The following is a 14053-nucleotide window of genomic DNA, read 5'->3' on the forward strand; positions in this document are numbered from 1 at the left end:
GCCCTACTTCGGCAGCGCCTGGTACTTGGCGACGGCCGCCTTCAGTTGCTCTAGTGCCTCGCCGTAGGCCTTGAAGTTCCCCGACTGCTGTGCCGCCGACATCGCGCTCAGCGCATCGTTGATGCCGCGCACCGCGTCGTCGAGCGCCGCGTTGGGCGCCGGGTCGGGTCGGGTGCCGGCGGCCTGCTGCGGCTCCGGCGCCTGACCCGGGATCGATTCCGGCGCGGCCACGTCGGCCGGATTGATCCCGACCCGGCGCAGGGCACCGGCCAGGGTCGGGTCGAAGGCCACCTCGTCGTTGTACGAGACCATCACGCCGAACAGCTTCGGCACCGCCGAGTCGGTGCTCTTCGACTGGGTGTACATCGGCTCGACGTAGAGCACCCCGTTACGGCCGACGGGAAGGGTCAACAGGTTGCCGAAGGTCGTGTCCACCGTGCCCTCGAGCATCTTGCGCACACCGGTGGTGGCCTTGAGCATCCGGTCCTGCGCCTGACGCGGACCGATGTACTGCTTGTTGACCGGCAGCACCTTGACCGTCAGCTTCCCGTAGGTGGCGGGATCAGACGACGCGGTGACATATGCCGCGAGATAGGGCTTGCGCAGTACGGTCAGCACGGTCGTCAGCTGGAACTGCGACTTGCGCTCGTCGCCGGGGGCGGCCGCGCTGAAGTAGTACGGCGCCTGCAAGTCCTGGGGGCGCTGCCGGGCCGCGCGGACCCCGGGCGCGAGGTCGGGTGCGGGCTCTGGTGCGGCACCCGAGGCCGCCGCCTGGGTCGGGTCCGGCGGAATCGACCAGAAGTCGCTACCGGTGAAGAACTCCTTGGGATCGTTGACGTGATAGCTGCGCAGCAGGTCGCGCTGGATCTTGAAGAGATCCTCCGGATACCGCACGTGGTCGCGCAGATCCTGACGCTTGTCGAACTCGGCGCGCGGCTTCACCGTTCCGGGGAACACCTTCATCCACGTCTTCAGCACCGGATCCTTGTCGTCGACCTGGTACAGATCGACCCTCCCGGTGTAGGCGTCGACGGTCGCCTTCACCGAATTCCGCACATAGGAGACCTCACGGTCGCTCTGCACCCGCGCAGTCTGACCGGCAGTCAGCGTCCGCACGTCGGTCGTCGCATCCTGCAGGGAGGTCGGTTGCGAATACGGATACCGGTCCAGCGTCGTGTAGCCGTCGACGATCCACTTGATCGACCCGTCGGCCATCACGGCCGGGTAGGTCTTGGAATCGACCGTCAGCCACGGCGCCACACTCTTCACCCGGTCCCGCGGATCACGGTTGTAGAGGATCTTCGAGTTCTGGTTGATCACCGAGGACAACAGGATGTTCCGCTCGGCGTACTTCACCGAGTAGAGCGCCCGCGTGAACCAATTGCCCAGGGAGACACCGGGTCCCTCGTAGGTGTACTTCTTACGGCCCTCGCCGTCGTACTCCTTGGCGGCGTCGTCGGTGCCGACGATCGCGTAGTCCGGCCCCTTGGCGATGAGTTCGCCGAAGTAGATCCGGGGTTGGCGGACCTTGATCGGCGCGTTCTTCTGGTAGTTCGGGGTGTCGATCGTGTCGAGGTCGCTCACCTGGAAGACCGGCAACCCGCCGCTGTCGGCATCCGACGTCGAAGCTGCCGCGTCGACCTTGTTCGCCTGGGCGGCGATGAACCCGTTGCCGTGGGTGTAGACGGTGTGCTGGTTGATCCAGTCGCGCTGGTTGTCCGCGAGGCGCGCCGGGTCGAGTTCGCGGACCGCGACGATGAAGTCGCGGATCTGCCCGTCGACCGGGTACCGGTCGATCGACAGCTGCTTGGGGAAGGCGTAGAAGTTGCGCAGGCTGTTGCTCTGGGCGAAGGCCGGCTCGACGACGTTCGGGTCGAGCAGGCGGATGTTCGAGAGGGTGGCGGAGTCGGAGTTGACCGCCTCGGGCACCGGCGGCACCGAGGTCCAATCCGGTTCGTAGGTGACGTTCTCCTTGCCGATGCCGTAGGCGCTCCTCGTCGCGGCGATGTTGCGCGCGATGTATTCGGCCTCCTTCTGCTGCGCATTCGGCTTGACCGAGAACTGTTCCATCACCGCCGGCCATCCGATGCCGATGATCAGCGACGACAGCAGCATGAGGGCCGTGGCCAAGGCCGGGATCCGCAGGTCGCGCAACACCGCACCGGCGAAGAAGGCAACGGCGCAGATGAGGGCGATGGCGGTGAGGATGAGCTTCGACGGGAGTACCGCGTTGATGTCGGTGTAGCCGGCGCCGCTGAAGATCTCCGCGCGGCGATCGCTGGACAGCAGCGTGTAACGGTCCAACCAATACCCGACGGCCTTGAGGATCAGGAACGCGCCCGCGATGATGGCGAGCTGGATGCGCGCCGCCGAGGTCAGGGCGCCCGGCGTACCGCCGCCACCCAGACGGATCCCGCCGAAGATGTAGTGCGTGGCGAGGCTGGCGACGAAAGCGATGATCACCGCCATGATCAAGATGGTCAGGACCATCCGATAGAAACCGAGGTCGAAGGCGTAGAAGCCGATGTCCTTGCCGAACTGCGGGTCCTTGATCCCGAAGGGTTCGCCGTGGAGGAACATCTGCACCGTCGACCACGAGGCCTGTGCGATCAGGCCGGCGATCGCGCCGAAGGCCAACGCCGGAGCCAGCGCGAACAAGCGCGGGCGCAGCGCGACGGCGGACCGGTAATTGGCCAGCGGGTCGGCCGGGCCGAGGGAGCTGACGACGATCGGGCGGGAACGGTAGGCGGCGAAGATCGCGGCGGCGATGATCGCGGTGACCACGAGGGCGACGACGAGGAACACCACGATGCGCGTCCAGAAGATCGTCGAATAGGTCGAGCGGTAGCCCAGATCGGTGAACCACAGCCAATCGGTGGTGATCCCCACCAATCGGGGGCCGACCAGGAGCAGCACGAGGACGGTGACGCCGATGCCGATCAGGATTCGTCCGCGCCGGGAAATCGTCGGCAGGGTTGGGCTCGTCACGTCTCGCTCTTTTCGTCTCGTCGCGGGCGGCGCTCGCGCCGCCCCGTCACATTTCGCACATGGTCGCCGCGTCGCCCGGCAACAGCGGGAAACAGGGGCCATGTCCGATTTCCCACCACTGTATCTACGTCCGGCGGCGCCGCACAGTTCCCGGTGGGCGATGATGGAGCGGTGACCGACGCCCATCTTTCCCCCGACGCGCTGGGTTCCGCGCTGCGCGACGTGACCGAGTTCGTCGACGCGACGGGCTGGGGCCAGCCGCCGATGCTGTTCGCGCTCGTCCCCACCGCCGTCCTGGCACAGACCGACCCCGACCTCGTCGACGAGTACGACGACTCGGAATTGTCGCCCATCGCGCAGGAGCAGCTGCCACTCTCCGACGACCCGGACACGGTGAACGACGAGCTGGAGCACGTACTGGCCACCACCCAGTGGCCGACCGCGGTCGCCGGCTGCGCGCTGGTCCAGGAGATCATCGTGCTGCCACCGCAGGCCGAGACCGACCTCGACGAAGCCTTCGAACCGCTGATGGCCGACCCCGACGCCGCGGAGGCCGCCGCTCGGGCCACGGCACACAGCCACCCCGGACAACAACCGGCCCGGCTGATCGCCGGTGCGTTGCGCGACGGCCAACGCCTGGCGCTGCTGCAACTGCGATCCGAGGAGTCCGACGGAAGGCTGGAACTGCTCGCCCATCCGGACCTCGCACCAGGGCTTCTCGACGCCCTCGCCGCCACGCTGGACGCCGATCACGATTATTAGCCGCACGGCTGATTCTGCTAGACCTATACGCATGAAATCCCGCCGTGAACTCGCATGCTTCGTCGTGTCCGGTGTCCTGGCCGCGCTGCTCGCCACCGTCGACACGACGGCCCACGCGGCCCCGCCCGCACCGGCTGCTCCGGCTCCCAGCCGCCCCGACCTCCCGACCGGGGCGCCGTATACGCACGGCACCTACGTCGCCATGGGCGATTCCCGCGCGGCCGGCGGATCGGCCACCCTCACCGTCGACTACCAGCTCAACCCGTGCCGACGGTCCGGAGACAACTACCCGTCGCTGGTCCGCGACCGCATCGCGCCGCGCCAATTCATCGACATCTCCTGCATCGGCGCCGAGAGCGCCAACGTGCGGCAATACCCGCAGGTGATGGGGATGAACGTCGGGTCACTGGGATCGGGGTCGACCTCGTTCACCATCGAACCGCAGATCCACCGGGTCCCGGGCAACGCGCAGGTCATCACCATCAGCACCGGCGGCAACGACCTCGGATGGGCCAAGATCCTCACCAAGTGCAACGTGCGCAACCATGCGGGGTGCCGCTTCAACCCGAACCAGAAGCGCCGGGCCGCCTACGGCCTGCACATGCTGTCCATCCAGTCCGGCACCACGCTGCGCGCGATCCGCGCCAAGGCCCCGCAGGCCCAGATCTTCACCGTCGGACTCGGCGGGTTCATCGGCAAGCGCGGCTGCCGCCAGGTGCAGTTGAGCAACGGCGACGCCGTGTGGATGAACAAGCTCTTCGCCGACGCCAACACGCGCCTGCGCAAGGAGACCGAGGCGGTCGGCGGCAAGTTCATCGACATCGCCGACGCCGGGCACGACCCCTGCTCGGCGCGGCCATGGTTCTTCGGGCGCAACGCGCCGGCCGGGAACATGGCCTTCCACCTCAACGCCCTCGGCCGCGGCGTGCTCGCGGCACGGATCGCCGGATCTATCCGCCGCTGAACCGCGCAGCAGTCAGACCGTAGCGCCGCGGCGCGCCCCTCAGTGCGCGCTACAGCTCGGCGTCGGCTTTCCCGCGACCGCCGCGTGGAGCGAGTCGACGGCATGCGACAGCGAATCCACCTTGACCAGGGTCAACCCCTTCGGCACGTCGGTCAGCGCCTCGGTGCAGTTGTCGGCCGGAACCAGGAACAGCGTGGCGCCGGCCTCGCGGGCCGCCTCCATCTTGTGCGTGATCCCGCCGATCGGGCCGACCTGGCCCTCGTCGGTGATGGTTCCGGTGCCGGCGATGAACTTTCCGCCGGTCAGGCTCCCCGGGCTGAGCCGGTCCACCATCGCCAACGACAGCATCAGCCCGGCCGACGGCCCGCCGATGTCGCCCACGTTGACGGTGATCTTCATCGCCGGATCGGCGTTGACCACGGCCGGGATGACGCCGAGGTAGGCGACGGTCACGTCCTTGCCCTTCGCGTCGGAGCCGTCGATCTTGCCGACGGTGACGGTGACGGTCTGCGGCTTCCCGTCGCGCACCACGTCGACGGCGACCTTGTCCCCCGGCTTGTGCGAGCGCACCGCCTTTTGCATCTGCTCGACGGTCGCCACCGGGGTTCCCCCGACCGCGCGCACCTCGTCGAAGCGCTGCAGCACGCCCTTCGCCGGACCGGCGTCGGAGACCGAGGTCAGGACCAGCTTGGTCGGTCGGTTCAATTGGCGCAGCGCGGCGGCCTGGGCCGTCTGCTCCGAACCGGACATCTGCGCGTTGTTCTGCTCGCGGACCTGCTGGTTGGACTGCCCCGGCGGGTACTGCGACTCGCGCGGGACCAGGGTCTCGGTGCGCGAGACCCAGCGCGACAGCGCGTCGAACAGGCTCAGGCCGTCGCTGACCGACACCGTCGTCAGGTTGAGATGGCCGTCGGTCGGGTCGGTGGGCACGCCCTGGATGTCGACGACCGGGACGGGACGGGTCTTCACCTTGCCGTCGGGGAGCTTCCCGGCGGCGACCTCCACGGTCGAGAGCGTGTTGACGGTCGGGCCGGGCCCGAGCGCGACATAGGGCACCTGCACGGACGTGCCGACGAACACGAAGACGGCGAACAGCACGATGGTGACCACCAGCGTCGCGATCCGACGGTACTGGGCGGAAGCATTCACCTGCGCCAGGGTAGCGGGTCGTCGGTACGGTGGAACCATGAGCGATCTCCCGTTCGGGTTTTCCGGCAACGATCCGGACCGCGACGACGATAAGAACACCCCGCGAGACGAGGGCGGCGAGGCCGGTTCTGGCTCCGGCGGCCTCTTCGGCTTCGATCCTTCCCAATTCGACCCGTCGACCTTCGACCCGTCGCAGCTGGGCGCCCTGGGCGCCGATTTCGACCCGTCGACGTTGAATCCCGAGATGATCGGGCAGATGTTCTCCCAGCTCGGGAGCATGTTCAGCGCCATGGGCGCGGGCGCCGCCGGTGGCACCGGCTCGGCCGGGGCGCCGGTCAACTACGACATCGCCAAGCAGATCGCGCGACGCGAGATCGGCGACTTCACGCCGGTCCTCGACAAGGAGACGAATGCCGTCGCCGACGCCGTCCGGCTGGCCGAGACCTGGCTCGACGCGGCCAGCGCGCTGCCCGCCGGTGTCACGACCTCGGTCGCGTGGACCCCGGTGCAGTGGCTCGAGGAGTCGCTGCCCACCTGGGCCACGCTGTGCGATCCCGTCGCGAAGCAACTGTCGCAGGCCTGGGCCCAGGGCATGCCGGAGGAGGCGGCCGCGTTCGCCGGACCGATGATGGGGATGCTGAGCCAGCTGTCTGGATCGGTATTCGGTACCCAACTCGGCCAAGGGCTGGGCAAGTTGGCGACGGAAGTGCTCACCGGTACCGACATCGGGCTGCCGCTGGCCCCCTCCGGCACCGCCGTGCTGTTGCCCGAGGCCATCGCGGCCTTCGCCGATGGACTCGACCTGCCGGCCCAGGAGATCATCGTCTACCTCGCCGCGCGCGAGGCCGCGCATGTCCGGCTGTTCACCCACGTCGGATGGCTGCGCCAGCGGTTGCTGTCCACCGTCGAGCAGTTCGCGGCCGGAATCAAGGTCGACGTGAGCGGGATAGCCGACTCCCTCGGTGGCGGCGTCAACCCCGAGGAGTTGATGGCCAACCCGGAGAAGTTCTCCGAAATGCTCGGTTCGGCGGCATCGTTCGAGCCGACCCCCTCCCCGGAGCAGCAGGCCGCGCTGGAGCGGCTGGAAACGCTGCTCGCCTTGATCGAGGGGTGGGTCGAGCACGTCGTCACCCAGGCCCTCGGCGACCGGATCCCCTCGACGGCGGCGTTGACCGAGACCATCCGCCGTCGACGTGCCACCGGCGGCCCGGCCGAGCAGACGTTCGCGACGCTGGTCGGGCTCGAGTTGCGCCCCCGTCGCGTGCGCGAGGCGACCGCGCTGTGGGACCGGCTCCTGCAGGCCACCGACCCCACCGTGCGCGACCGCGTATGGGACCACCCGGATCTGCTTGCCGACAGCTCCGATCTCGACAACCCGGCCGCGTTCATCGACGGAGTCCTCTCCGACGACCCCGACCCGCTGGCGGCCCTGGAGAAGACGATCGCCGAAGAAGAGAACGACGACGACGACTGAATCGACGCACCGACGTCCGATCAGAACGGGCTGTGGATAACTGCGGTTCACCACACCCGTCCGCGCACGGCGGGCCCACACTGGGCAGATGACGGCACCGGCGGCACGGCGCGCGAGGATCCCGGAGGGCACGGCCATCGTCGTGCGCGACGAGCATCAACTACAGATCGGTACCGATCCCGAGCGCAGTCTGCTCGTCGACCTCCCGCCGACCCTCGACGCGCGAGAGGTGTGCCGCGCGTTGCGATCCCTCGATGATCCGGCCCAGGGTCCCCGACTGCGCCGGCAACTGTGCGCGGCCGGCCTGTCGTCGCCGGATCTCGATCGGATCGTCGCCCGGCTGCGCGGGCTCCGCACAGAGTCTCCCCCTCGACCGGCGCTGCGCGTCTGTCTGCACGGCGCGGGTCCGCTGAACACCGGACTGGCCGCGGCGCTCGCCGAGGCCGGCCACCCGGTCGTGCGCAGCAAGGCCCGACGCGCGCGGCCCTGGCAGATCGGCCCACCACGCCCGACGCTCGTCGTCCTCACCGACTTCACCCACCCCGATCCGCTCGTCGTCGCCGACCTGATGCGGCACGGTGTGCCACACCTGCCGGTGTTCCTGCGCGAGGGCGTCGGCGTCGTCGGCCCGCTCGTCCTGCCCGGCCGGTCGAGTTGTCTGCGGTGTGCCGACCACCACCGCACCGTGCTGGATCCGCTGTGGCCGGTGGTCTGCGCCCAGCTGGTGAACCGCCCGGGCTATGCGGGCGACGCGATCACCCGCCTCACCGTCGGCACCGCACTCGAGCAGATCGAGCAGATCAACCTCGGGATCGGACCGGACGGCGGTGGTCGAACCCCTCGCCCGGACCTCGTCGACACAACCCTGGAGATCCACCCCAGACCGGTGCGCCTGCGCCGAAAGGACTGGTCGGTACACCCGGACTGCGGCTGCGGCGCACGGTGGACCTGAGCGGCCCGGGCCCTGGACTACTCTTGGAAACATGAGTGACATCACACGGGGGGCCGGTCGACGCAACGCCAAATTGGCGGCGCTTCCCATCGGCGTGGCCGGGCGAGCGGTCGGCGGGATCGGCAAGCGCATCGCGGGCAAGAGCAAGGACGAGGTCAGCCAGGAGCTGATGGAGAAGACCGCCGAGCAACTCTTCGCCGTACTCGGCGAGCTCAAGGGCGGCGCGATGAAGGTCGGGCAGGCGCTGTCCATCATGGAGGCGGCGATCCCCGAGGAATTCGGCGAACCGTTCCGGGCCGCGCTGACCAAGCTGCAGGCGGAGGCGCCGCCGCTACCGGCCGACAAGGTCCACGGCGTCCTCGACCAGCAGCTCGGGACGAAGTGGCGGGAACGTTTCCGCGAATTCGACGACGAGCCCGCGGCCGCGGCGAGCATCGGCCAGGTCCACAAGGCGGTGTGGTCCGACGGTCGCGAAGTCGCCGTCAAGGTGCAGTACCCGGGCGCCGACCACGCGCTGCGCGCCGACCTGAAGACACTGGGCCGGATGTCGGGACTGATCCAGAAGCTGTCGCCGGGCACCGACGTGAAGTCGATGGTCGACGAGCTGATCGACCGCACCGACGCCGAGCTGGACTACCTCGGCGAGGCGGACCACCAGCGCGCCTTCGCCAAGGTCTTCGACGGCGACCCGGACTTCCTGATCCCGAAGGTGGTCGCGAGCGCCCCCAAGGTCGTGGTGTCCGAATGGGTCGACGGCATCCCGCTGTCGAAGCTCATCACCTCCGGCTCGCAGGAGAAGCGCAACGAGGCGGCCGCCAAGATGGCCCTGTTCGAGATCTCCTCGACCTACCGCGTCGGGCTCCTGCACGGCGATCCGCACCCGGGCAACTTCTTCATCGCCGACGACGGGCGGTTCGGCGTCCTCGACTTCGGCGCCGTCGGGTACTACCCGGACGGGTTGCCGGCCGAGACGGGACCGATCCTGCGGCTGGCCCGCGACCGCGACTACGACGAGCTGCGCAATCTGCTCGTCGCGACCAACTTCATCCGGCCCAGCCACGCGACGAAGGTCAGCGCCGAGGACATCGAGGCCTACCTGAAGCCCTTCGTCGACCCGCTCTACACCGACGAGTTCCATTTCACCCGCAAATGGCTGCAGCGGGCCGCGGGCAATGCCACCGACCTGCGCGGCGACGTCTACAAAACGTCACGCAACCTCAACGTGCCGAAGAATTACGTGATGGTGTTCCGGGTGTTGCTGGGCTGCGTCGGCATCGCCGCCCAGCTGGAGGCACACGCCCCCTATCGCGCGATCATGTCCGAGTGGGTGCCCGGCGTCGACTGACATCTCGGCCCGGCCCCACGGAAGTCTCGGCCTATGACTGAGCCCGGCAGGTGTGTCCACCTACCGGGCTCAGTCGTTCAGCGGCCTCAGCTCGCGATCTTGCGCGGGCGGCCGCGGGGGCGCTTGCGCGCGACGATGGCGCCGCGCTCGAAGATCTCGCCGCCCCAGACACCCCACGGCTCGGCGCGCTCCAGGGCGCTGTCCAGGCACTCCCGCTGCAGCGGGCAGCCCTGACAGAGGGCCTTGGCCATCTCGAGGTCGGCGGGAGCCTCGGCGAACCACAGGTCCGCCTCGGCCTCCCGGCACGGCAGGCCGAGGGAGGTGAGGTCGGGAGCGGCGGGCGGGGCGCCGCCGACGAAATCGGTGATGCAAGTCATGGGATTCTCCAGGGGTCTGTGCGGGACGGTGCGACAGGGCCAAAAAAGGCCACGGTTCTCGCTTTCGCGATTCACCGTGGCCGGGGGATGTCCGAGGGACGTCGTGTCACATCGGATGATCCGGTACGGAGAATCGCTTGAGCGCTCGCGGTGCGATTGCCGCGATCTGCTTAGGTGCCCATACGACGGTCGTCGAAGCCGGGGCCTGGACCGCCCACGGACGCACGGAAGCGAACGCATCAGCGCTGTACAGATGGATCGTGTTCACTGTCCCTGCTCCTTTCGGCGGTGTCGGTTGTCGGCGCACAACGGGGATGGCCCCGCACGACCTGATCCAGGTTACGGGGCAATGCCGATCGGGCACAACCTATTTTCTACCTGCGGTTATGCGCCGGCCCGCTACGGCGACGCACCGACGACGATCGCGACGACATCCTCGCCGTAGCGCTCCAGCTTCGCCGCGCCCACCCCGTTGACGCGCGCCAATGCGCGCAGGTCCGCCGGGCGGGTGGTCGCGATCTCGCGCAGCGTCTTATCGGCGAAGACGGTGAACGCCGGCTTGTCCTGACGATTGGCCTCGGCCAGCCGCCAGGCTTTGAGACTGTCGAACAGCTCGGCGTCGGCGGGTTCCAGTGGCATCGTCGCGGCCCGTCGTGCGGCGGCACCGGATGCGGCCCCGCGACCCGCCCCCCGGTCACCGGCGCAGGCGTCGCAGATCCCGGTGCGCAGGGCGCGGGCGCCCATCAGGTGCGACGAGCAACGCCCGCAGGTGGGCAGCAATCCGGCCAGGAACCGCGATTTGCGCCGCCCGCGGCGCCCGCCCTCGTTGCGGGCCAATGCCCAGGACAGTTTGAGATGTTCCCTGGCCCGGGTCGCCCCGACGTAGAACAGCCGACGCTCCTCCTCGATCGCCTCGGCGCCCGTGTCAATGGCGTGGCTGATCGGAACGGCGCCGTCGGTCAGCCCGACGAGGAACACCGCATCCCATTCCAGCCCTTTCGCGGCGTGCAGCGACGACAGGGTGACGCCGCGCATCGTCGGCGGATGGCCGGCGGAAGCGCGCGCGGTCAATTCGACGGACAGGTCGTTCATGCTCAACGTGGGGTTGTGGCCGAGGAGTTCTTCGGCGAGCTCGACGAGCGCGGTCAGCGACGCCCACCGCGACTTCGCCTCGGCACCGGCCGGCTCCTCCGGCGTGAGGCCGAGCGGGAAGAGCAGCACCGGCAAGGCGTCGAGCAGGGCGTCGCCTGCCACCGTCTCGTCGGACCGGGCCGCGCCGGCGATCGCCCGGATCGCCTGACGGATCTCCGGACGCGAGAAGAACGCGTCGCCGCCGCGCACCTGGTACGGGATCTGCGCCTCGGTGAGGGCCTGCTCGTACACCTGCGACTGGGCGTTGATTCGGTACAGGATGGCGATCTCCGAGGCCGGCACGCCACCGCGGATGAGTTCGCCGATGTCGGCGACCGCGGCTGCGGCCTCGGCGGGTTCGTCCGGGTACTCGGCGAAACGGGGCGCCGGGCCCGACGGTCGTTGCCCGATCAACTCGAGCCGTGTGCCCGCGGCACGTCCGCGTGCGGCGCCGATCACCCGGTTGGCCAGGTCGACGACCTCGGGTGTCGACCGGTAGTCGCGCACCAGGCGCACGACCTGCGCCTCGGGGAATCGGCGGGAGAAATTGAGCAGATAGTCCGGGCGCGCACCGGCGAAGGTGTAGATGGTCTGGTTCGCGTCCCCCACGACGGTCAGGTCGTCGCGCTCGCCGAGCCACGCGTCGAGCAGCCCCTGCTGCACCGGAGTCACGTCCTGATACTCGTCGACGACGAAGCACCGGTAACGCGAGCGGAACTCGTCGGCCAGGCCCGGATCGTCGGTCAGCATCTGAGCGGTGAAGATCAGCAGGTCGTCGAAATCGAGCAGATAGTCGCCGTCGGCGGACACCTTGGCCGCCTCGTAGGCGGCGTACACCGCGGCGACCTGTTCACCAGAGGCGGGCAGGTCGCGACCGGCCCGTGCCGCGGCGGACGCGTAGTCGGCGGGGCCGACCAGGCTGGCCTTGGCCCATTCGATCTCCGACGCCAGGTCGCGCAGCGATTCGGTCGACGTCGCCAATCCGGCCTTGCGGGCCGCCGGTCCGACGACGGGAAGCTTCGAATCGAGTAGTTCCCAGCGGGCGTCGCCGATACACCGCGGCCAGAAGTAGCGCAGCTGGCGCATCGCAGCTGCGTGGAAGGTCTGCGCCTGCACGCCGGCCGCCGATCCGACGTCGCCGATGCCCAAAACCCGCAACCGGGAGCGCATCTCGGCGGCGGCACGAGCGGTGAAGGTGACGGCGAGGACCTGGTCCGGATTGACCTGGCCCTGGTCGACGAGATGCGCGATCCGACGCGTGATGGTGCGGGTCTTACCCGTGCCGGCGCCGGCGAGTACGCACACCGGGCCGCGCGGCGCGGTTGCCGCGGCGAGCTGCTCCGGATCGAGATCGGCGAGATGGTCCCCCACGCCGACCACTATCGCACCCCGCTCAGACATCCCGCCGACCGAGCCTGCCCCTCACCGCCGAGTGGGCACCTCAACCCCGCCGACTGGGCACTCGAATCGCACCGACTGGGCACCCCAGCCCCGTCGCGCTGGTCGAGTGGATCCGAGCCCCCATGGGCGAGGAACCGTATCGAGACCTGGGCACTCGAATCGCACCGACTAGGCAGTCGTGTCAGAGACCGAGCTTCGTGCGCACGTCGGCGATCGACGGATTGGTCGCGGTCGTGCCGTCGGCGTACTTCACCGTCGGGACGACGTGGTTGCCGTTGTTGACGCTGCCGACGAAGTCGGCCGCAGCCGGATCCTCCTCGATGTTCACCTCGTCCCAGGTGACCCCGAGGCTCTTCAGACCCGTCTTGAGACGTTTGCAATAGACACACCAGGTAGTCGTGTACATGGTCAATACGGGGGCGTCAGCACTCATACCTGAAATAACACCACAGACCTGACGCCATGTTCCCGCGCACTGGCCACTCGGCATGATTCGGGTGCCCAGGTCTCGATACGGTTCCTCGCCCATGGGGGCTCGGATCCACTCGACCAGCGCGACGGGGTTGGGGTGCCCACTCGGCGGGAATCCGGCTCAGTCGGCGGCGGCCCAGGCCTCGATCATGGTGCGGGCGATGGAGACCGAGCCGGGCAGTCGCAGGGGTGCGGGCGGGCCGTCGTCAACGCCCTCCGGATCGGTCCACTCCTTCGCGGTCAGTGCCTCGCGCACCTGGTCGCGGGTGAACCAGGCCGCGTCGGCGATCTCGCCGTCGAGAAAGCGCAGCGGTTCCTCCGGATCGCCGACCGCGGCGAACCCGACCATCAGCGACCGCGGGAAGGGCCACGGCTGGCTCCCCAGATACCGCGGCTGCGACACCGTGATGCCGACCTCCTCGTACACCTCGCGGATCACGCACTGCTCCAACGACTCCCCCGGCTCGACGAAGCCGGCCAGCGTCGAATACCACCGGTCGGGCCACACGGCCTGGCGTCCGAGCAACACCCGGTCGGCACCGTCGTGGACGACGGTGATGATCGCGGGATCGGTCCGCGGGAACTCCTCGCGCCCACAGGAAAGGTCGCGGCGCACCCAGCCGCTCTTCTCCACCGCGGTCGGTTGGCCCGTCGTCGGCGAGAACTGTGCGGAATCATGCCAGTTCAACAACCCGAGCGCGGTGACGAGCAACCCGGCGTCGTCCCCGTCGAGATGGAATCCGGCGGTCCGCGCATCCCCGGCGGGTTCGGCCACCTCGTCGACGCGCAGCGCCCAGCGGTAGGTCTCGCCGTCGACGCCGAGCAACACGGCCCCCTCGGGCGGCTCCTCCCCGACCTGCGGACCGGGCGTCCACCGCATGCCGTCGCCGTCGAGTCCGAATCGACCGCGGGCATCGACGAGGAGCACCTGCGCCGCCGGCCACGCCTGCCGGGCCTCGCCGTGGTTGCCGCGCAATTCGGCGGCCCGCGGGACGGTTCCTCGGGAGAACAGCGGCGGTGAGCCCAGGGTGAACGACAT

At 69.0% G+C, this 14053-nt stretch carries 11 protein-coding genes; 5 read left to right on the plus strand and 6 right to left on the minus strand.

The genetic code is table 11. The features are described 5' to 3' along the window. Positions 1-3: 3 nt before the first annotated feature. Positions 4-2988: a UPF0182 family protein gene (locus tag HUN08_RS13360; RefSeq protein WP_301546736.1), complete on the minus strand. Its 2985-nt coding sequence runs from the start codon at positions 2986-2988 to the stop codon at positions 4-6. A 171-nt stretch (positions 2989-3159) separates the two neighbouring features. Here HUN08_RS13360 and HUN08_RS13365 point away from each other — a divergent pair, with 171 nt between their 5' ends. Continuing rightward, positions 3160-3750: a PPA1309 family protein gene (locus HUN08_RS13365; protein ID WP_124246841.1), complete on the plus strand. Its 591-nt coding sequence runs from the start codon at positions 3160-3162 to the stop codon at positions 3748-3750. 31 nt (positions 3751-3781) lie between these two features. Continuing rightward, positions 3782-4714 (plus strand): SGNH/GDSL hydrolase family protein, encoded by a 933-nt coding sequence (locus HUN08_RS13370; RefSeq protein ID WP_124246840.1) that lies wholly within the window; start codon positions 3782-3784, stop codon positions 4712-4714. 39 nt (positions 4715-4753) lie between these two features. Here the strand turns inward: HUN08_RS13370 and HUN08_RS13375 are convergent, their stop codons facing one another. Continuing rightward, positions 4754-5863 carry a PDZ domain-containing protein gene (locus HUN08_RS13375; protein ID WP_301546737.1) on the minus strand — a complete coding sequence of 370 codons (1110 nt, stop codon included), beginning with the start codon at positions 5861-5863 and terminating at the stop codon, positions 4754-4756. A 37-nt stretch (positions 5864-5900) separates the two neighbouring features. Here HUN08_RS13375 and HUN08_RS13380 point away from each other — a divergent pair, with 37 nt between their 5' ends. From HUN08_RS13380 to HUN08_RS13390, 3 genes are all read left to right on the plus strand, one after another. Beyond that, on the plus strand, positions 5901-7337 hold the full coding sequence (locus tag HUN08_RS13380) for a zinc-dependent metalloprotease (protein ID WP_124246838.1): 1437 nt from the start codon (positions 5901-5903) through the stop codon (positions 7335-7337). A gap of 88 nt (positions 7338-7425) precedes the next feature. Beyond that, the gene (locus HUN08_RS13385) at positions 7426-8289 is read left to right on the plus strand and encodes a hypothetical protein (protein WP_124246837.1); all 864 of its coding nucleotides are present in this window, start codon (positions 7426-7428) and stop codon (positions 8287-8289) included. Positions 8290-8320: 31 nt separating this feature from the next. Next, the gene (locus HUN08_RS13390) at positions 8321-9634 is read left to right on the plus strand and encodes an AarF/ABC1/UbiB kinase family protein (protein WP_124246836.1); all 1314 of its coding nucleotides are present in this window, start codon (positions 8321-8323) and stop codon (positions 9632-9634) included. Between the two features lie 86 nt (positions 9635-9720). On the opposite strand, the gene HUN08_RS13395 is transcribed toward HUN08_RS13390, so the two are convergent. The 4 genes from HUN08_RS13395 to nudC form a co-directional block, all read right to left on the minus strand. Further along, the gene (locus HUN08_RS13395) at positions 9721-10011 is read right to left on the minus strand and encodes a WhiB family transcriptional regulator (RefSeq protein ID WP_124246835.1); all 291 of its coding nucleotides are present in this window, start codon (positions 10009-10011) and stop codon (positions 9721-9723) included. A 399-nt stretch (positions 10012-10410) separates the two neighbouring features. Next, positions 10411-12543: an ATP-dependent DNA helicase UvrD2 gene (locus tag HUN08_RS13400; RefSeq protein ID WP_124246834.1), complete on the minus strand. Its 2133-nt coding sequence runs from the start codon at positions 12541-12543 to the stop codon at positions 10411-10413. Positions 12544-12724: 181 nt separating this feature from the next. After that, positions 12725-12976, minus strand: coding sequence for a mycoredoxin (locus tag HUN08_RS13405; protein WP_124246833.1), 252 nt, complete (start codon positions 12974-12976; stop codon positions 12725-12727). A 159-nt stretch (positions 12977-13135) separates the two neighbouring features. Beyond that, positions 13136-14053 carry an NAD(+) diphosphatase gene (gene nudC / locus HUN08_RS13410; protein ID WP_124246832.1) on the minus strand — a complete coding sequence of 306 codons (918 nt, stop codon included), beginning with the start codon at positions 14051-14053 and terminating at the stop codon, positions 13136-13138.

This window comes from Gordonia sp. X0973 (assembly GCF_013348785.1).
Taxonomy (GTDB): domain Bacteria; phylum Actinomycetota; class Actinomycetes; order Mycobacteriales; family Mycobacteriaceae; genus Gordonia.

Coding starts and splice junctions, on each gene's coding strand:
- HUN08_RS13390 (WP_124246836.1), top strand. CDS start 8,321: ATGAGTGACATCACACGGGGGGCCGGTCGACGCAACGCCAAATTGGCG.
- nudC (WP_124246832.1), bottom strand. CDS start 14,053: ATGTCGTTCACCCTGGGCTCACCGCCGCTGTTCTCCCGAGGAACCGTC.
- HUN08_RS13405 (WP_124246833.1), bottom strand. CDS start 12,976: ATGAGTGCTGACGCCCCCGTATTGACCATGTACACGACTACCTGGTGT.
- HUN08_RS13370 (WP_124246840.1), top strand. CDS start 3,782: ATGAAATCCCGCCGTGAACTCGCATGCTTCGTCGTGTCCGGTGTCCTG.
- HUN08_RS13395 (WP_124246835.1), bottom strand. CDS start 10,011: ATGACTTGCATCACCGATTTCGTCGGCGGCGCCCCGCCCGCCGCTCCC.
- HUN08_RS13385 (WP_124246837.1), top strand. CDS start 7,426: ATGACGGCACCGGCGGCACGGCGCGCGAGGATCCCGGAGGGCACGGCC.
- HUN08_RS13380 (WP_124246838.1), top strand. CDS start 5,901: ATGAGCGATCTCCCGTTCGGGTTTTCCGGCAACGATCCGGACCGCGAC.
- HUN08_RS13400 (WP_124246834.1), bottom strand. CDS start 12,543: ATGTCTGAGCGGGGTGCGATAGTGGTCGGCGTGGGGGACCATCTCGCC.